Below are 19,281 nucleotides of genomic sequence, written 5' to 3'. Positions count from 1 at the left end.
TTAGTTCCTCGTGTTATGGTTAATAAGCACAAATAGCCCCGTCAAAATAGCTCCCGTAAGGGCAAGAGGGGTGAGCTGTTTGTGATGGATAAGATGCAAATAGTCGAGCAGGCTGACTAAAAGAAAAGAAAGTCCCGCCCCGATTGCAATACTGTTCCAATGGACTGCTGGTTTTTCATTTTCAGGCTGAGCATTAGCACGTTCTTTATTTATTATTAATTCTTCTTTTTTAAGCTCTAGAAAATCAAAGAGCAGTTTTGGCATATGCGGCAATTGTTCCGCAAGAAAAGGCAGATTTCGTTTTAATTGGGTGAAAAAAGCTTTAGGGCCTATTTGATCTTTGACCCATTTTTCAAGAAAAGGTTTGGCAGTAGCCCATAAGTCCAGGTCTGGATAGAGTTGGCGTCCTAAGCCTTCTACAGCAAGCAGAGTTTTTTGCAATAAAATCAGTTGTGGTTGTACCTCCATATGAAAACGGCGAGCAACTTGAAAAAGGCGCAATACCACTTGTGCAAAGGAGATGTCTTTTAAAGGTCTTTCAAAAATAGGCTCACATACAGTACGAATAGCACTTTCAAATTCATCAACGCGGGTATTACGTGCAACCCAACCGGATTCAACATGCAGCTCGGCTACCCGCCGGTAATCCCGATTAAAAAAGGCCAAGAGATTTTCTGCTAAATAACGTTTGTCATTATCATTTAAAGTACCCATAATGCCAAAGTCAATGCAGATATATTGTGGGTCCTTGGGATTATTATAAGAAACAAAAATATTTCCTGGATGCATGTCTGCATGAAAAAAACAATCACGAAATACTTGGGTAAAGAAAATTTCTACCCCGCGCTCAGCCAGTTTCTTTATATCAACCCCATGTGCTTGCAGGCTTTTGAGATCGGACACCGGGATGCCATGAATTCGTTCGAGCACCATCACATTGGAGCGTGAGTAATCCCAATATATCTCTGGAATATACAAGATAGGAGAATGCTCAAAATTACGTCTTAATTGAGCCGCGTTAGCTGCTTCTCTTAATAGATCGAGCTCATCAAGTAAGGTATGTTCAAATTCTGTTACAATTTCTTTTGGTTTTAAACGTCTAATCTCCGGCCAATAGCGATCAGCCCATTTTGCAATAGTATGCATAATGCTCAAGTCTTGCTCAATGATGCGGCGCATGTTGGGTCTAAGCACTTTGACAATCACTTCTTCGCCCGTTTTCAAAGTCGCAGCATGCACTTGCGCCATAGAGGCCGATGCCAAGGGAATGGAATCAAATTCAGCAAAAACTTCATATGGAGACAAGCCATAGGCTTTTTCAATAATAGCCATTGCCTTCTCGCTAGGGAATGGCGGGACTTTATCTTGTAATTTGCTGAGTTCAATCGCTATATCCATAGGCAGAATATCAGGGCGAGTAGAAAGTGCTTGACCGAATTTAATAAAAATAGGCCCTAATTCTTCCAATGACTTACGAAGTGCCTCGCCATGCGATATCGGCTCCTTACGAAACCAATTCCATGGATTTAAATAGACAATGAAGCGTAACGGGGCAAATAATCTCAATGACACGACTACATTGTCTAGCCCGTTTTTGGCAAGAATATAATTAATATGAATAAGACGAATGAGCTTTTTAATTGGTTTCATAGCGGCTTATTAGTTGATTAACATGAGCTTGCAAACGTTCAACGCTCAAAGATAACTCGTCGACCGCAACAAAAAAATCTTCTAATTCGTATTTTGTCGGCATGACTCGTAATTCTTCTTGCAGATATTCCGATACATTTTGCTGCAAGGATTCATTCAATTTCTTTTTGAATGCCATTCCTTTGCGTACAAAAGAACCAATTTGATGGGCAACTACATCACCAGTAAAATGGGCCAGATGCCCCTCCCAATCAATATCCATTTCGTCAAACAGTTTTTTTACTTGTTGTCCTAATTCAGTATCCCCGGTCATGCGAATTTTATCATTAAACAAAGAGCGGGCCTTGGATGCTGGTAATAAACTTAAGCGGATTAAGCCTAAAGGGTTACTGTGAATTACCGTATCTGCTTCTCTGTCGTAGCAATCCAGTAAGATAATTTCTCCATCTTTAAAATGAATGAAAAAATTAACGTTCAATGGGCTTATAATTATTTCAATGGTTTTATTATCAAGCGCTTTCAGCCTGGCTGGCATCAGTTCATCCAGTTTGGCAGCTTTGTTAATGGCAATTTGAAGGGCCTTTAAGGAGTATTTTTTTAACATAATGCACTCAATATTTATAGGCAATGTGCAAGGCAACGATACCACCACTGAGATTATCATAGTGACAGTCTTCAAATCCCGCTCGCTCAATCATTTCTTTTAGTTTAGTTTGATTGGGATGCATGCGAATGGATTCAGCAAGGTATTGGTAACTGGCTTTGTCTTGCGCAATAAGCCCCCCTATTTTAGGTAAAATATTAAACGAATACCAGTCATAAATAGGTTTTAAGCCAGGGAATGTGGGGGTTGAAAATTCAAGAATCATCACTTTTCCGCCGGGTTTGCACACACGATACATCGAACGAAGTGCCTCTTCTTTGTCGGTTACATTTCTTAAGCCAAACCCCATAGTAATACAATGAAAACTATTATCAGCAAAAGGAAGGCATTGAGCGTTACCTTGTACGTAATCAATATTTTTATATAAGCCTTCATCTAATAAACGATCACGTCCTACATTAAGCATGGCTGAATTAATATCAGCGAGAACAACTCGGCCTGTATCGCCGACTTTTTTACAGAGTAAACGTGTTAAGTCGCCACTGCCGCCGGCTAAATCTAAGACAAATTGTCCGGCACGTACTTGGCTATGAGCTACCGTGTAGCGCTTCCAGAGGTGATGGATGCCCAAAGACATTAAATCATTCATCAAATCATAATTTTTTGCCACAGAATGAAAAACTTCAGCTACTTTCTTTTCTTTCTCATCCCAGCCAACAGTAGAGTAACCAAAATGGGTTTTTTTTTCTTGCTCAGTCATCAGGGAACACGGAGTTGTTATTTAATGCCCCATATTAACTGATCTTTGCCAAGATACCCAGCCCTGCATCGATACTTTTCAATTTAGGCTCAGTCACAATAAAAATATATCAACTTGATGTTATGGTGTTTGATTGCGTTTGGTTTATTAATTTCTACGATCTAATTATCAACAAATAATAGCTATTTATTAATATAAATTTATTGCAAAACAATAATTATCGGTGTAATCTTGGCGAATTCTCACTAAAGGGTATTTATCATGCAAAAAATAAAAAATACAAGCCATATACTTTATTTACTATTTCGTGGCCTTTGTTGGCTTATTCCATTAACAACAACCCTTTTGATTTTATTTAAACTCGATTGGATGTGTTCTATCGGAGCTTGGTCTTCTTTGATTTCTACCGAACAAATCCATAATCCTTCTCAATTTTCTTGGCTGCATCGAGGTATCTTGTTGGCGATTGAATGGATGCCCATGACCATTACTATTTTGATCTGCCATAAATTAGCCAAACTATTCAGGCTTTTTGAAAATGGGTATTTATTTGAAGAAGAAAACATCAAATTAATTAAACAGGTAAGTATTTATATGATTTTGGGTGAGCTGGTGCAGTTATTTTATCAACCTTTAATGACCGCCGCGCTTACTTTTAATAATCCTAAAGGCGAGCGTATAGCCAGTATTACCTTGAATTCAGCAAACTTATCTACTTTAATTACGGCGTTTATTATCTTGGTTGCTTCCTGGATTGTTCAAGAAGCAAATCAACTGAAATCAGAAACACAATTAACAATTTAAGGAATATTCTCGTGTCGATTATTGTTAATTTGGATGTGATGATGGCAAAACGCAAATGCAGGCTTAAGGAGTTGGCAGAGGCAATAGGGATTACTGAAGCGAATTTGTCTATTTTAAAAAATGGTAAGGCTAAGGCGATACGTTTTGCGACATTAGAAGCAATCTGTTCTTATCTAAAGTGTCAGCCTGGAGATATCCTTGAATATCAAGCGGAGTATTCATGTAAGACTGTAGATAGCTAGAAAGTACTTCAGGACTTACAAAAAAACCAATCTCTATGTTAAAAACATTTTTTGCCTCGACCTTGGCATTTTTCGTAAGCAACTCAAGGACAAGATCCTCTACATCAGAAAATAACTTCAACTACCAAAAATCAATGGGTTAGGTTGAAGTTATATAGACGTCCTGTACTTTTAAAGACATCGTTAATGTTTGTAGATACTGATGTTGATCAGAGGGATCGTATTTTTTTGTAAGAGCCTCAAACACTCGTCTAACTGTCCCATCCCTAATCAATTACTTACTAAAGTTCTATCTGTATTTCCTGTGTAGTCTTGGCAATTTCAACAACATTAAGGGAGTTTACAATAGAAGCTAGCTCTCCATTTTTTGCTGCCTCGGGAATATTTTTGATGTCGAAGGTTCTATCGTTTAACGAATTAACAATGCTATCAACGGCATTAAGTTTTGCTGTTCTTGAGCGAGTTTCACTTCCAAACCATGAGGCCCAGCAAGTATAGTACTCGCGTTTATCATTTTGCCGTTTATCTCTATATTCCATTAACTTTACTATTGCCTCATAGTAATTACTAAGAGCGTCATTCTTTACTTTATCACAATGATCTGGATTTTGCTTAAATGCTTGTACAATAGGCTTTATTGCAAATAGCTGCCTCTCAGGGAGTAAGGCTACTTTTAAATAAGCGTCTGATGGAGGGGCTGAGTGATCAATTTGACGGGGTACTTGAATATGCACAACGCCATCCGAACTGTCGTCAATAGAGGTACTATCATCAACAATAATAACGTTTTTAGCCTTATGTGATGTTTTATATTCAATAGCAGTTTCTAATTTTGTCTTTTTAATTGTCTGTACAATTTTAATATCTTTATAATCAATCTTTGCCTTTGTTAAAGCAGCTTCAATTTCCCGCACCCGAGCATATTTAGAGAAAATAATGATTTGATCACCGCGATTCTGCAGATCTTCGAAAACCTTTTTGGTTGTATCTGGAAAAAACAAAACTCTGTTGGGATTTCCCAATTGATTGTCTGAGCTTAGCGTGTCGCCCATATCAAACAAGACAATATCAGGCATAAAGTAACCTCAATATGAAAAACAAAAATTGTACTGTCAGTCGCTTATTTGGTCAATATGAAATTGTGATGACCGGTATGTGGGGATAAAGTTCATTGCTTCACGTGATCGCATTTTTACCTCTGATTCACTGAAAAAATATTTCAAAGGTTTGTTAATGTTTGCAGATATTGATGTTCATCAGGGGGGATATTATTTTTTTGTGAGAGCCACAAGCACTCAGCCAATTGCTCCATCATTAAATGCTCTACTGCCAATGAGTCATTGTATTTCTTAATTAAATTTTTATAGATTGCATTAATGCCCGCAGGACGATCGGTTGTGATTTGTTCTCTTATTGCAAGATGGAGTCCCATGTGCAGGAATGGATTAGGTTGTCCTGACTCGGGAAAATAAGATTGCTGCTGAAATTTATTTTGATTCTCAAGTATCTTATGGTATTCAGGATGAGCCAATATCACTTGAACGATCTGATTTTCTAAAGGGGATAACAGTTGTTTCTGTTGGTATTTTTCCCAACTTGAAAAAAACATCTGTCTTGTTTCTTGGATGGTGTCGCCGTAAAACATGTACTGCTCAGTATTTGTAAAAGGCTGAGTTTAACTGAAGTGGGTTCGAACAACAATGGGGAAGGTTTTTGATGTCTAGTACCTGGTTGACATGGATAAGTGGTTATGAGATATTCACCTTGCGAGGTTGGACTTGCTATGTGTCATTCCACTGGGTCAATTGGCGACACACTGATTGACCCTTTCTATTAAATCGATTTTCCAATTAATTCTGAAACTAGGCTTAAACAATCTGTGCCGAGTTTAATACCTATAAAAGCCATCAATAAACCACTGAGTAATTCGATTCCTTTCCATACGTTTGCTTTTGTCAGAACATCAGAAAAATATCGTGCAGTGAAGGTTAATGAGCTAAACCAAATCAAGCTTGAAGTAAGTACACCCAATAGAAAAATATGTTCTTGTTCGGGATATCCGCTGCTGCCGCCACCAATGATAACTAAAGAATCAATAATGGCATGTGGATTAAGTATGCTAAAACCTAAAGCCAGGAGAATGATTTGAGTCCTGGTACGTGGTTGAAGTTGGGTATTTTCTTCGGCTTCTGTTGATTTGGAAAACGCACTGGATAGTGTTTTTGCAGAATAAAAAAGTAAAAAAGCGGTGCCTAAGAGCATCATCCAGATTTGTAGAACAGGACGTAGCAAAAGCAACTCATGTAAGCCTGTAATACTGGAACAAATTAGAATAAAATCACAGATAAAACAGATAACTGCGGAGAGCATTGCGTGATTTTTTTGTGCACCTTGTTTAATCAAAAAAATGTTTTGCGGCCCTAATGCAATAATTAGTGACAAGCCTAAAAGTAAGCCGTTAAGATAAACAAACATAATCACGATATAAAAATAATCAAAGATAGCGATTATAACATTGCAACTTATGCATTGTGGAGTATAAAATGCGTCGATTATTCTGTCTCCGCAAGAGAAGCGTACAAAATAAGAACAAATAGGAGGGAGCGTGGGCTCTTTGTTACTAAGAAAGCTAATCGTCACTGCAACTGTGGCGGTGCTTGGCCTGGCAGGTCAATTATTACATGCAGAAAATGAACCTGCACAAGAAAAATTATCAATTATTGATGGATATTATCCTGCTTATCCACCGACTGCCCCAGCTACCGGTGAGCAACAGAATTTAATTCAGCGTGGAGAGTATTTGGCAAAGATGGGAGATTGTATTTCCTGTCATACAAATGTTAAAGCAGGCACTCCTGCCTATGCAGGCGGATTACCCTTAGAAACTCCTTTTGGAACATTTTATAGTCCTAATATTACTCCGGATAAAGAAACTGGAATTGGTAACTGGACTGAAAAAGATTTTATTCGTGCGCTTAAAGAAGGCCGCGATCCTCAGGGTAGAAACTATTTCCCAGTATTCCCTTATATCTATTTTTCTAAAATAACGGATGAAGATGCACGTGCTCTATATGCTTATTTTATGAGCTTGCCTCCTGTTAATTTACCCAACAAATCATTACCTTTCCCATTTAATGTTCCAGGTTCACGTTTTACGCTTTGGGGCTGGAATCTATTATTCTTTTTCCCTGAAGGGCATGGATTTCAATATGAAAAAGGCAGATCTCCTGAATGGAATCGAGGGAAATATATTGTTGATGGTTTAGGTCATTGTAGTATGTGTCATACTCCATTAAATCCTTTCGGTGCACCAAAGAATAAATATTATCTGACCGGTGGATTCGTTGATGGTTATTGGGCTCCAAACATCACTAAGTATGGATTGGAATCAGGAACCCATCAGGAAGTCGCTGATGTATTCAAATTGAATAAACTTCTCAATAATGCAGGCCCCGTAGCCGGTCCAATGGCGGAAGTAAACCATAACAGCCTGATGTATTTAACTGATGCAGATAGAATGGCTATCGCTACATACATTAAAACAGTAGTAAGTGAAGAACCCTTAGGGCTACCTGCTTCAAATGAACCACCATCACTGGATCGTGGAAAGCAAGTTTATTTTACTGCTTGTGTGATTTGTCATCAAGACGGGGCAATGAGTGCTCCTTTGTTGGGAAGTTCAGCGAGCTGGTATGAGCGATTAAAGAGTAGCGGTTTAACAGGATTATATAGCCATGCCATTGATGGATATAACTCGATGCCTATAAAAGGTGCTTGTGTGACCTGCTCTGATAACGACATCATTTCGGCTGTTGATTACATATTAAATGAGTCATTAACTCGCACACAATTGATAAATCTCAAATCAGGAGGCGCAGCAAAATTCCCTGCAAGTGGGGAAACTGTTTATAACGAACATTGCGCTGCTTGCCATAATGATGGAAAACAAGGTGCGCCTAAAATTGGTGATCAAGAGGCATGGAAATCCTTGATTGCAAAAAATATGGATGTATTGATTGAAAACACCGTTCATGGGAAAGATCATCCTAAAAACGGAGGCTGTAATCAATGCACCACGAATGAAGTAATCGAAGCAGTTAAATACATAGTCAATAAGTCTAAAACTGAAGGAAATTACTCATTGTGGTAGTGTCGTATTGCTGAACAAGAACCCCTACATAATCGTAGGGGAGACCAAATTAAAAATATATAAAACAAAATTGGAGCCAGCTTAAACTGGCTTTCTTGACAAGACGAGGAATGGTGATGTTAAACAGGTTAAAGATCTGTAGATTATTAACGATGCTAGGTGCCTGGGTTGCGAGCCGACCACTATTCGCGGCTGCGGATCATTGGCAGTTAAATATGTACAAAGGGGTGACCCCCGTCAGCAAAGACGTATACTACCTGCATATGGTTTGTATGGCTATTTGTGCCGTTATTGGGGTCGTTGTATTCGGTGTGATGATCTATTCCATGATTCATCACAGAAAATCCAAAGGATATAAGGCCGCGAAGTTTCATGATAATCCTCGATTAGAAGTTGTCTGGTCGATCATCCCTTTTTTGATTCTTGTTGGACTGGCAGTACCTGCTACGCGAGTTTTAATCCGCATGGATGATACAAAGCAATCCGAAGTAACTATAAAAATAGTGGGCTACCAATGGCGATGGCAGTATGAATATCTTGATCAGGGAATTAGCTTTTTCAGTAATTTATCTACACCGTTTGAACAAATTCAGAATAAACAGAAAAAGAGTGAGTGGTATTTACTGGAAGTAGATAAACCAATGGTTGTTCCTGTTAATAAGAAAATTCGCTTTCTTGTGACTTCAAATGACGTCGTGCACTCATGGTGGGTTCCAGAATTAGGTATTAAACGCGATGCGATACCCGGATTTATGTATGAAGCATGGGCGACGATAGAGAAACCAGGAACATATCGAGGTCAATGTGCGGAGCTCTGCGGGGTTAATCATGGATTTATGCCCATAGTTGTTGAAGCGGTCAGTCAGGATGATTTTGATAAATGGGTTGCAGCACAAACAAAAGCAGAAGATCAGTCTGCTACAGAAGAGGTAAATGTTGCTGCTCAGAAAACGATGACCCGAGATGAGTTACTCGCACTTGGAAAGCAAAAATATGACCAATTTTGTTCTGCATGCCATCAACCCGATGGAAAGGGTATCCCACCAATGTATCCTGCGCTCAAGGGTAGTTCTGTGGCAACAGGTCATCCTATTTCACGGCACCTGGATATAATTCTTAACGGTATTGCTGGTTCTGCAATGCAGCCGTATAAAGATCAACTTACTGATGAAGAAATTGCTGCGATTGCGACTTATGAACGTAATGCCTGGAATAACAACACTAATGATGAAGTCCAAGCCGCGGAAGTTGCTGCACAACGTCAGAAAGCTAATCAACAACCAACCATGGTTAATAAAGTTCAAGCTGGAGGTTTGCAATGAGTAGTTATACATTAGCGCACGATGAAAAACATGATGATCATGGTCCAGAACAGGGTAAAGGTATCTTGGGATTTATAAAACGTTGGTTGTTTACTACAAACCATAAAGATATCGGTTCCCTATATTTGTGGCTTGCAATGATCAGCTTCTTTTTGGCTGGTGGCATGGCTTTAGTTATTCGAGCTGAGTTATTTCAACCAGGTCATCGTTTTGTTGATCCCAATTTCTTTAACCAAATGACAACAATGCATGGCTTAATCATGCTGTTTGGTGTGGTAATGCCTGCTTTTACTGGAATGGCAAACTGGCAAATTCCAATGATGATTGGTGCTCCAGATATGGCTTTACCGCGATTAAACAACTGGAGCTTTTGGATTTTACCTTTTGCGTTTGCATTATTGCTTTCAACAACATTTCATGCAGGTGGTGGACCTAACTTTGGTTGGACCATGTATGCTCCTTTATCTACCAAATATGCACCTCCCAGTACAGATTTTATGATTTTTTCGATCCATATGATGGGTGTTTCATCCATTATGGGCTCGATCAATATTATTGCGACGATCTTAAATTTACGTGCACCTGGTATGACATTGATGAAAATGCCGATGTTCGTATGGACCTGGTTAATTACCGCCTTTTTGCTGATCGCGATTATGCCTGTATTGGCTGGAGCAGTAACCATGATGTTGGCTGACCGTCATTTTGGCACCAGCTTCTTCGAAGCAGCAGGTGGTGGAGATCCTATACTTTTCCAGCACGTATTCTGGTTTTTTGGTCATCCTGAAGTATATGTTCTTGTATTACCAGCTTTTGGTGTGATATCGGAAGTTATTCCCACTTTTAGCCGTAAGCCATTGTTCGGTTATTATTTTATGGTGTACGCAACAGTCAGTATTGCAATCCTGTCATTTATTGTCTGGGCGCACCATATGTTTACATCAGGCATACCATTGGGTGCTGAATTATTCTTTATGTACACCACAATGCTTATTGCCGTTCCAACAGGTATTAAAGTATTTAACTGGGTAAGCACTATGTTTCGAGGTTCCATGACTTTTGAAACCCCCATGTTATTTGCGTTAGCTTTTGTATTTCTATTTACCATAGGTGGGTTTACCGGTCTTATGCTGGCATTGGTACCTGCAGATTTCCAGTACCAAGATAGTTACTTTGTGGTAGGTCATTTCCATTATGTTCTGGTTCCTGGTGTCGTTTTTGCTCTGTTTTCTGCTACGTATTATTGGCTGCCAAAGTGGACTGGGCACATGTATAGTGAATTACTGGGTAAATGGCATTTTTGGTTATCCGTGATTTCGGTAAATATTGCATTCTTCCCTATGCACTTCTTAGGGCTGGCTGGAATGCCCAGAAGGATTCCGGATTATGCATTGCAATTTACTAATTTTAATATGATCTCTTCAATTGGTGCCTTTATCTTTGGGTTTACGCAACTTCTATTTTTATATAACGTGATTGCTACTGTAAGGAAAAAAGGGACTAAAAAAGATATTGCTGCTGGAAGAGCATGGGAAGGAGCATATGGTTTAGAGTGGACGTTACCTTCGCCACCTCCATACCATACTTTTACAACTCCGCCCAAACTTGATTTATAGGTTTGTTGTATGAAAAAACAAAAAGGGCATCACAGGCTAATTGTTATCCTATCTGGTCTTGTGCTGGGGATGTTTGCCTTCGGATTTGCTTTAGTACCTATTTACAATAGTTTATGTAAATCACTGGGTATTAATGGAAAAACAAATCCTGAGGCGGTAGCCTATGATGCAGCCAAAGCGAAAGTTGACAAAAACAGAGAAATAACTGTTGAGTTTGTTGCGACAAATAACAGTGGAGTACCTTGGGCATTTTATCCCAAAACTCGAAAAATAACGGTACATCCCGGCGAAATAGCAAAACTTGCTTTTTATGCTGAAAATAAAACGGATCATCCGATGACAGTACAGGCAATACCTAGTGTCACACCAGGTATTGCTGCTAAGTATCTGAAAAAGACTGAGTGTTTTTGCTTTACCCGGCAAACATTAAATGGACATGAGGCAATGAATATGCCTTTATTATTTCATTTGGATGCTGATTTACCCGAAAAGGTGCATACAGTTACTTTGTCTTATACTTTATTTGATGTAACAGATAAGGGTTAGTATAAACCTGGCAATCCTGATTGTACGCAGACGCGCGATAATCGCAGGGTAATCATGCAGGTTTGGCAATTTTAGTAGGTTACATTCTCCCGATTATAGGGAGAGTGTCTAAAACAGATTAATGCCTGTTTATAATTATACTATCTTGGTCTTAAGACTTTGATTTTTTTGCTTTGATGCTCAAGAACAAAGCCCTACGGCTCAATCTAGACAATTCTAAATAGGCCCTATTAATACAGGAGATAAAAATATAATGGGAGCACATGGTACTTATTATGTCCCTAAGCCAAGCCATTGGCCTTTGGTTGCATCATGTGGGTTGACTACTACTCTTGTGGGAGCTGCATCTTGGCTTCACCATGATTGGTATGGACCCTACATATTCGCTATTGGTCTAGGACTCATGATTTTTATGTTATTTGGTTGGTTTGGCCAAGTGATTTATGAAAACTCGAAAGGAGTCTATGACGAACAGGTTGATAGATCATTTCGTTGGGGAATGTGCTGGTTTATTTTTTCTGAGGTCTGTTTTTTCGGCGCATTTTTTGGTGCCCTATTCTACAGCCGACTCTGGTCTGTCCCTCTTTTGGGCGGTGAAGTACATCCAATTACACACTTTACATTATGGCCTGATTTCAATTCAACGTGGCCTATATTAGTTAACCCCGATAATAAAGTTTTTGCCGCAGCTCATGAAGGAATGGGGGCATGGGGGTTAGCTGCAATAAACACTCTGATTTTATTGACCTCTGGAGTCACCATTACCTGGGCACACTGGGCTTTAAAGTTAAGAAAGCAAAAACAGCTAATTACCGGTATGGTTTTAACCATTTTATTAGGATTGTTGTTCTTGGCCTTACAAGGCTATGAGTATCATGAAGCATATACAGAGATGAATTTAACGTTGTCTGCTGGTATTTATGGAACGACATTTTTTATGTTAACTGGATTTCACGGGTTACACGTAACTTTGGGTACAATTATGTTAATTGTTATCGCAGTTCGTTGTAAATTGGGTCATTTTACTCCAGAACGACATTTTGCTTTTGAAGGTGTAGCGTGGTATTGGCACTTTGTCGACGTAGTCTGGTTGTTCTTGTTTGTTTTTGTCTATTGGTTATAAGTAATACGATAGCGAGAGCCCGGGTGCGGCAAAGCGAGACCCGGGATTTCATCACACTAACCCATATCCTTCTTTACAGTACTTCGTATTGTTTCTATGGCAACTTCATAAGCGCGTATTAATCAACAAACCAGGTTGAAATTGAATTTCTTGAATTGATAATTGATAGGTAAAAAATGAGTGAGTGAATTGAATTTCCTCGATAATAGCCTGGCCACGAAAATGTTTGGCAAAAAAGGCAATCTCAATGTTCTTTTCAATATATGCTTCACATTTTAATTCCAGTTTTTCTTCGGACAAACTAAGTAACTGGCCAATATATTCATTCTCGCCAATCTTAATAAGTACATTAACAGGCTGGACAGGCTGAATTAACATTGCAGTCTCCAAGCAATATAACCAGCTTATAGTTTAATTGTAGTATAAATATTGAACTCATTTTATGTTTTGAAATAAGGAAACATTAATAGCTGGATTGATAGCAGATTTATATTAGTACTAATACTGTTATCCCAGCTATTATTAAGTATCTTTGAAACAATTTTATATGTCGACAATACGACAGTCCCTTCCATTTTTTATTTATTAAGATAATATATTGATCATATTAATATTTTTTTTAAACCCAAGTAAATTAATCGGTCTAATTAATTAATAAATAAGCAGTTTTTAATGTTTATTAATGTATAGCCCGTCTCTTCAAAAACAATAGATGCCATCCGATTTATGATAAGTAGGAACTACCATGAAAATACAAATAAGTTTAAAAGGTCAGACGAACAAGGAATATGCTCAACCCGATCAAGATGGGGATAGACTCGATTACCTCTCGTGGTGTCTGCATGCAGCAAATAAAGCCTTAGAACAAAAGAAACCTTTATGGGCAGTAGAAGAAGTGTTTATTAAATTGCTAGAAAAAAATTCTCAAACTAATATGCTCTATAATTTGGGACCAGCGAAGTACAAAGAGCTTTTGAATAGATTAGCTGACATTCAAAAAGGGAAAGTTCAATTTAGTTCGATGGTATTAAAAGGCTTAGACACTGATGGTCTTATTTTAATAGAGCTCCAACAGTCGGATAAAAGTTTGAAGATGGAAGATACTGAAGCAAATGCAAATGCATCTTTAATTTTCAAGTAAGTTTCTTGATGTATGGTACGCTAAAAAAAGACCGTACTTAATGCTTTTATTCCTCTAGCTTTCTAGGTTGATACTAAGTTGATGAACCTATCCGGTTCAACCTGGGTTTCACTAGCTAAACCCAGGTTGAGTACTCAAATTTGACTTTTCTTCAAGATTTCAACTCGTGAATAACAGACAGGAGCTTACTAACAGGCACTGGTTAACTGATCAATAATACTCTGCAGACTGTGTTCATCGTTATAATGAATAACTAATGAACCTTTACCTGCTTTTCCAGGTTTAAGTTTAATTGAAGCTTGTAAATGTTGAGAGAGATTTTTTAATTGATCGTGGTATACATGAGAAAGATCGCTCTGCGGTTGTTGCTCATTTGTTTTACCTAATTTAATTCGCTCAACCAATTTTTCTGTTTCACGTACAGATAAGTTTTTGGCAATGATAAGTTGAGCCACCTGATTTTGTTGTTCTTCTTCTAACATGAGCAATGCACGGGCATGTCCCATATCCAGATCACCATGTTCTAAAAGTTTTTTGACTCCGGCTGATAGAGCCAATAATCGCAAGAAATTGCTTACAGCCGCTCTTGATTTACATAAAAGATCAGCCACTTGTTGATGTGTTAAGGAAAACTCATGAGTGAGTCTATGCATGGCACGTGCTTGGTCCATAGCATTCAGGTCTTCACGCTGTAAATTTTCAACTAAGGCCATAGCCATTGCAGTTTCATCATCAACTTGCTTCAAAATAACGGGGACTTCTGTCAGGCCTGCTAATTGGCTAGCTCGCCAACGACGCTCACCTGCAATAATTTCATAACGACCATCACTTAGTTCGCGAACCAATAGCGGTTGTAGCAGCCCCTGTTTTTTGATTGATTGGGCAAGCTCCATTAAAGGAGCCTCTTCCATTTCACCACGGGGTTGATATTTTCCAGGTTGCAGAGAGTCTACTGCGAGTTTGAGACTTTCAGCTTGCGGTTTCTCATTTAAAATAGAGCTACTCGATTGGCTTAATAACGCGGATAAGTTACGCCCTAAACTACTACGCTTTACTGTCATAAATTACCCCATTTATCCTGCTACAGTCTGTTTATTAATCAACTCGGAAGCGAGTACCATATAGGCTGCTGCACCTGGTGACGTTTTATCATAGTGTAAAGCTGGCAGTCCATGGCTTGGTGCTTCAGCAAGTCTGACATTACGCGGTATTACGGTTCTGTAGACCTTACTTGGAAAGTGTTCTATGAGTTGTTTTGATACCTCTGAACACAATCGGTTACGAGCATCGTACATGGTTCGTAACAGTCCCTCAAGATGTAAACGAGGATTTACTGATGCTTTAACTTGCTCAATAGTTGAAAGCAGAGCAGCTAACCCTTCCAGTGCATAGTATTCACATTGCATAGGAATAAGCACAGAATCAGCAGCAACAAAAGCATTAATAGTCAGTGTATTCAAAGCGGGTGGGCAATCAATCAGGATAAAATCATAGTTATTTTGAATGGGCTGTAGTGCTTTATATAAAAAGGTTTCACGGTGATTGCGTTCCATTAGGCTAACTTCAGCTACCGTTAAATCATCATTGCCCGGAATTAAATCATAACCACTGGTTGTGGCAAGGCATGCTTGTTCTGCAAGACAATCATGCAGTAATACATCATTGGTTGTATGAACCAATTGGCTTTTATCGACACCACTACCCATAGTGGCATTGCCTTGAGGATCCAAGTCAATCAGTAAAACCTGTTGTCGATTTGCTGCCAAAGACGCAGCTAAATTAATCGCTGTAGTGGTTTTGCCTACTCCACCTTTTTGATTGGCAATGGCTATAACTTTTGCCATGATTTATTCCTTGGTTAAACTCGAATAAGTAGCGAGCATTCAGTATCTGTTCACATTTTAACCATCCTGGCCACACTATTCTGATTTTGGCTCAAGCAAGCGAAATGTTAACAGCTCTTAGGGTGTTAACTACTTTTTCTCGGTTGATTTTTAATAATGACGCAACAACGCTCGCCTTCAATACCTGCAACAGTATAACGCTCTACCGAGCAGTTTTGTTTTATCTCATTCAATTCAGAATCAGGATAACGTCCCTTCATTGCCAACCAAATTCCATCATCGGCAATAAGATGTTGTGTCCATTGGATCATTTGTTCCAGGCTACTAAAAGCGCGACTTACTACTGTATCAAAACCTTGAGTTGGGTGGTAGTTTTCGACCCTAAATTGTACAATCTCCACATTTTTTAAGTTGAGTTGCCGCTTCACTTCGTTTAAGAAACGAGTTTTTTTACCATTAGAGTCCAATAAAATAAAGTTAAAATCAGGCCTGGCTATAGCAAGAGGGATACCCGGCAAGCCGGCGCCCGTTCCTACATCTATAATGTGCTTGCCTTTAAGCCAAGGTAAAATTGCCAGGCTATCTAATATATGTTTACCAACCATAGACTCAAGATCTCGGATTGCAGTGAGATTATATGCTAAATTCCACTTGTTCAGTAAGAATAAATAATCCATCAAAGATGCACTAAGTGCATCCAGATCAAATTGTTGCAAACCTTCTTTAAGCTGCGATTGTATTCGCGTTATTTGTTGCTTCATACCTCAATTCGCTGTTTTTTTAAATGCACCAAAAGCAGGGACAAGGCAGCAGGAGTGACACCTGAAATACGGCCAGCTTGTGCTAAAGTAGACGGTCTTATCTTCGTCAACTTTTGAATCACTTCATTAGATAATCCTGTGACCTCGCTATAATCGAGTGATTCGGGAAGCACAGTGTTTTCTTGTTTACGCATTTTTTCTATGTCTTGTTGTTGTCTATCGATATAGCCTGCATATTTATTCTGAATTTCTATTTGTTCGCTAACTTCTGGTAACAGTTCAGGTAAATTTAAATCCTCGAGCATTAATAAATGCTGATAATTAATCTCTGGACGTTTCAGGAACTCTGATGCTCTATTATCATGCTGCATCGGATTGAGCAGAATATCTTTTAAGATCTCATTATGTCCTACACGAACCCAAGTCTGGTGCAGCAGTGCTTGCGTGGATTCTATTGCTTCACTTTTTGTAGCGAAGTGTTGCCAACGCTCATCGCCTACCAAGCCTAATTCTCTACCTTTAGCAGTTAAGCGTAAATCTGCGTTATCTTCTCGCAGAAGCAGGCGATACTCAGCACGAGAAGTGAACATTCTATAAGGTTCTTGAGTGCCGCAAGTAATCAGATCATCAATCAATACACCAATATAAGCTTCATCACGTCGTGGACACCAAAGTTCTTTATCTTGTACTTGTAAAGCCGCATTCATTCCGGCGATGATTCCTTGAGCAGCCGCTTCTTCATAACCTGTTGTGCCATTGATTTGGCCTGCAAAAAACAAGTTGGGGATTGGCTTGGTTTGCAAAAATGAAGTTAAGCCACGTGGGTCAAAGTAATCATATTCAATGGCGTAGCCTGGTCGGGTAATATGGGCATTCTCAAAACCTTTAATCGTACGTACGAACTGCACTTGTACCTCAAAAGGAAGGCTTGTCGAAATGCCATTAGGATAGATTTCTTCTGTAGTTAATCCTTCGGGTTCAACAAAGATTTGATGGGATAATTTATCAGCAAAACGAACAATTTTATCTTCTATAGAGGGACAATAACGCGGTCCCACGCCTTCAATAACACCCGCGTACATCGGTGATTGATGCAGATTATTACGAATAATTTCGTGCGTTGCTTCAGTTGTATGAGTAATATGACAAGGTACTTGTTGCGGATGATCGCTGGCATGACCTAAATAAGAAAACACCGGTATCGGTGTATCACCCGGCTGTACGGTCATTTGGCTGTAATCTAAGGATCGACGATCGATCCGTGGCGGTGTACCCGTCTTTAAACGGCCAACGGGCAAATCAAGATCTCGTAAGCTTTTTGCCAGGGCTACCGAAGGTGGATCTCCTGCGCGACCTCCTGCATATTGATTCATCCCTACATGAATTTTTCCTCCCAAAAAGGTACCAACAGTCAGTACTACTGCGCGCGCTCGTAAGACCAGGCCCATTTGAGTAACAACAGCAGTTACTCGGTCTCCTTCAATTAATAAATCATCAACAGCTTGCTGAAACAGGGTCAGGTTTTTTTGCGTTTGCAATTGCTCTCTAATTGCTTGGCGATAGAGGACCCGATCTGCTTGCGCACGTGTAGCACGGACCGCAGGCCCTTTCGATGCATTAAGAGTACGAAATTGAATCCCCGCCTTATCTGCAGCTTTAGCCATAGCGCCATCTAGGGCATCAATTTCTTTCACCAAATGGCCTTTTCCTATCCCACCAATGGCAGGATTACATGACATTTGACCGAGCAAATCCATGTTATGAGTAAGTAATAAGGTCTGCGCCCCCATACGTGCTGCTGCTAGAGCGGCTTCTGTACCGGCATGTCCACCACCTACAACAATAACATCATATATTTTTTCAAGATTCATGACTGATCAATATTTGCATAACAAAAAGAGGAATTATACACTTTTTTGTTCATTGTCCCAACATTAAAGATTGAGATGCCTGTGCGGAAACATCAGTTATTGAAGAATTCATTCATCATGATCAATCTTATATTACCTCAAAATGGTCAAATTCCTTCGATATGTATCGATTAGAGTATTAATTCTGTTTGATCAGGAGACAATAAAAAATTTGTTAAATGGTCAAAAAATGAACTGTCATCGTAATAATAAGACTTTCTCTGGTTTTTCTTATGTGGCGCGATGTGCCGAGTCTCAAAGATTGGGAAAAATTATGTGGAAAAAGTGGGTTAACTACAACTGAGATTAATACCTTTCTTGTTGCTATTACCCATGCATTGCAAAAATATCATTCAATTCCAAAAACAAAACTAGAGTTTTTTTAAGATCGATGATGAGAAATTAAAAATTATTCCCAAAGACTCTTTAGCGGAACTTCTACCCCTAAATACAATCCGCTTAAAAAACCTATCTTATAAACGAGGCATGGCGTTTGAGGGTGCGGCTTTTGTATGGGATAAATATAATGACAATTTATTCCATGTCCATCTTCATAAGGCTGGAATGTACCATCACTCGTCACTTTTTAATGGACGTAGGGTGCGTTGTGCTGGAATGTGGTTGGTTCAAGATGGGATGGTCGCGATGATTAGTAAAGCAAACCGAAATTAACTCCTGTTCACATCAGAGTGACATCGAGGAGATGCAATTTAATTCATTGGCACGGGCATGAGTGAGTATTTAGGCAGGGCGATTTCATCAAAGTTTAAGAATAGAACAGATTGATATGAGAATTCCCAGATGTTTA

General features: G+C 39.1%; 21 protein-coding genes. 10 read left to right on the top strand and 11 right to left on the bottom strand.

Annotated elements, in window-relative coordinates:
- From ubiB to ubiE, 3 genes are read right to left on the bottom strand one after another with little or no spacing between them, the layout of a single operon-like run.
- On the bottom strand, window positions 1–1,650 hold the full coding sequence (ubiB, locus tag DGG96_RS08105; RefSeq protein ID WP_110142235.1) for a ubiquinone biosynthesis regulatory protein kinase UbiB: 1,650 nt from the start codon (window positions 1,648–1,650) through the stop codon (window positions 1–3).
- On the bottom strand, window positions 1,637–2,254 hold the full coding sequence (locus tag DGG96_RS08100; RefSeq protein WP_110142234.1) for a ubiquinone biosynthesis accessory factor UbiJ: 618 nt from the start codon (window positions 2,252–2,254) through the stop codon (window positions 1,637–1,639). Before DGG96_RS08100 ends, ubiB begins: the two co-directional genes overlap by 14 nt.
- Window positions 2,255–2,261: 7 nt before the next feature.
- On the bottom strand, window positions 2,262–3,014 hold the full coding sequence (ubiE, locus tag DGG96_RS08095; protein ID WP_110142233.1) for a bifunctional demethylmenaquinone methyltransferase/2-methoxy-6-polyprenyl-1,4-benzoquinol methylase UbiE: 753 nt from the start codon (window positions 3,012–3,014) through the stop codon (window positions 2,262–2,264).
- Between the two features lie 261 nt (window positions 3,015–3,275).
- Between ubiE and DGG96_RS08090 the strand changes: the two genes are divergently transcribed.
- On the top strand, window positions 3,276–3,818 hold the full coding sequence (locus DGG96_RS08090) for a DUF2975 domain-containing protein (RefSeq protein WP_110142232.1): 543 nt from the start codon (window positions 3,276–3,278) through the stop codon (window positions 3,816–3,818).
- Window positions 3,819–3,829: 11 nt separating this feature from the next.
- Entirely contained in the window at window positions 3,830–4,060 is a 231-nt protein-coding gene (locus DGG96_RS08085) for a helix-turn-helix domain-containing protein (RefSeq protein ID WP_110142231.1), read from the top strand.
- A gap of 281 nt (window positions 4,061–4,341) precedes the next feature.
- Here DGG96_RS08085 and DGG96_RS08080 read toward each other — a convergent pair whose 3' ends face one another.
- From DGG96_RS08080 to DGG96_RS08070, 3 genes are all read right to left on the bottom strand, one after another.
- Window positions 4,342–5,136, bottom strand: coding sequence for a hypothetical protein (locus DGG96_RS08080; protein WP_110142230.1), 795 nt, complete (start codon window positions 5,134–5,136; stop codon window positions 4,342–4,344).
- A 143-nt stretch (window positions 5,137–5,279) separates the two neighbouring features.
- On the bottom strand, window positions 5,280–5,705 hold the full coding sequence (locus DGG96_RS08075) for a DUF1841 family protein (RefSeq protein WP_110142229.1): 426 nt from the start codon (window positions 5,703–5,705) through the stop codon (window positions 5,280–5,282).
- A 188-nt stretch (window positions 5,706–5,893) separates the two neighbouring features.
- Window positions 5,894–6,535, bottom strand: coding sequence for a LysE/ArgO family amino acid transporter (locus tag DGG96_RS08070; RefSeq protein ID WP_110142228.1), 642 nt, complete (start codon window positions 6,533–6,535; stop codon window positions 5,894–5,896).
- 130 nt (window positions 6,536–6,665) lie between these two features.
- Here DGG96_RS08070 and DGG96_RS08065 point away from each other — a divergent pair, with 130 nt between their 5' ends.
- From DGG96_RS08065 to DGG96_RS08045, 5 genes are all read left to right on the top strand, one after another.
- Entirely contained in the window at window positions 6,666–8,210 is a 1,545-nt protein-coding gene (locus tag DGG96_RS08065; RefSeq protein WP_110142227.1) for a c-type cytochrome, read from the top strand.
- A 116-nt stretch (window positions 8,211–8,326) separates the two neighbouring features.
- The gene (coxB, locus tag DGG96_RS08060) at window positions 8,327–9,532 is read left to right on the top strand and encodes a cytochrome c oxidase subunit II (RefSeq protein WP_110142226.1); all 1,206 of its coding nucleotides are present in this window, start codon (window positions 8,327–8,329) and stop codon (window positions 9,530–9,532) included.
- The gene (ctaD, locus tag DGG96_RS08055; protein ID WP_110142225.1) at window positions 9,529–11,148 is read left to right on the top strand and encodes a cytochrome c oxidase subunit I; all 1,620 of its coding nucleotides are present in this window, start codon (window positions 9,529–9,531) and stop codon (window positions 11,146–11,148) included. Before coxB ends, ctaD begins: the two co-directional genes overlap by 4 nt.
- A gap of 9 nt (window positions 11,149–11,157) precedes the next feature.
- Window positions 11,158–11,694 carry a cytochrome c oxidase assembly protein gene (locus tag DGG96_RS08050; protein WP_110142224.1) on the top strand — a complete coding sequence of 179 codons (537 nt, stop codon included), beginning with the start codon at window positions 11,158–11,160 and terminating at the stop codon, window positions 11,692–11,694.
- 253 nt (window positions 11,695–11,947) lie between these two features.
- Window positions 11,948–12,817, top strand: coding sequence for a cytochrome c oxidase subunit 3 (locus DGG96_RS08045; protein ID WP_110142223.1), 870 nt, complete (start codon window positions 11,948–11,950; stop codon window positions 12,815–12,817).
- Window positions 12,818–12,922: 105 nt separating this feature from the next.
- Here the strand turns inward: DGG96_RS08045 and DGG96_RS08040 are convergent, their stop codons facing one another.
- Window positions 12,923–13,195 (bottom strand): hypothetical protein, encoded by a 273-nt coding sequence (locus DGG96_RS08040; protein ID WP_110142222.1) that lies wholly within the window; start codon window positions 13,193–13,195, stop codon window positions 12,923–12,925.
- Window positions 13,196–13,562: 367 nt separating this feature from the next.
- On the opposite strand from DGG96_RS08040, the gene DGG96_RS08035 reads away from it, so the two are divergent.
- Entirely contained in the window at window positions 13,563–13,958 is a 396-nt protein-coding gene (locus tag DGG96_RS08035) for a hypothetical protein (protein ID WP_110142221.1), read from the top strand.
- Between the two features lie 188 nt (window positions 13,959–14,146).
- On the opposite strand, the gene DGG96_RS08030 is transcribed toward DGG96_RS08035, so the two are convergent.
- The 4 genes from DGG96_RS08030 to mnmG form a co-directional block, all read right to left on the bottom strand.
- Window positions 14,147–15,019, bottom strand: a complete 873-nt coding sequence (locus DGG96_RS08030; RefSeq protein ID WP_110142220.1) for a ParB/RepB/Spo0J family partition protein — start codon at window positions 15,017–15,019, stop codon at window positions 14,147–14,149.
- Between the two features lie 12 nt (window positions 15,020–15,031).
- Complete coding sequence (locus tag DGG96_RS08025) at window positions 15,032–15,802, bottom strand: ParA family protein (protein ID WP_058468562.1); 771 nt, start codon at window positions 15,800–15,802, stop codon at window positions 15,032–15,034.
- 125 nt (window positions 15,803–15,927) lie between these two features.
- On the bottom strand, window positions 15,928–16,563 hold the full coding sequence (gene rsmG / locus DGG96_RS08020) for a 16S rRNA (guanine(527)-N(7))-methyltransferase RsmG (protein WP_110142219.1): 636 nt from the start codon (window positions 16,561–16,563) through the stop codon (window positions 15,928–15,930).
- Window positions 16,560–18,434, bottom strand: coding sequence for a tRNA uridine-5-carboxymethylaminomethyl(34) synthesis enzyme MnmG (mnmG, locus tag DGG96_RS08015; protein WP_110142218.1), 1,875 nt, complete (start codon window positions 18,432–18,434; stop codon window positions 16,560–16,562). Before mnmG ends, rsmG begins: the two co-directional genes overlap by 4 nt.
- Before the next feature lie 272 nt (window positions 18,435–18,706).
- Here mnmG and DGG96_RS20795 point away from each other — a divergent pair, with 272 nt between their 5' ends.
- Window positions 18,707–18,859, top strand: coding sequence for a hypothetical protein (locus tag DGG96_RS20795; protein WP_165831593.1), 153 nt, complete (start codon window positions 18,707–18,709; stop codon window positions 18,857–18,859).
- A 100-nt stretch (window positions 18,860–18,959) separates the two neighbouring features.
- Window positions 18,960–19,145: a hypothetical protein gene (locus DGG96_RS08010; protein WP_110142217.1), complete on the top strand. Its 186-nt coding sequence runs from the start codon at window positions 18,960–18,962 to the stop codon at window positions 19,143–19,145.
- The last annotated feature ends 136 nt before the right edge of the window (window positions 19,146–19,281 follow it).

It is taken from the genome of Legionella qingyii (assembly GCF_003184185.1).
Note: the sequence above shows the minus strand (reverse complement) of the source record. Positions and strands in the feature narration are given on the sequence as shown.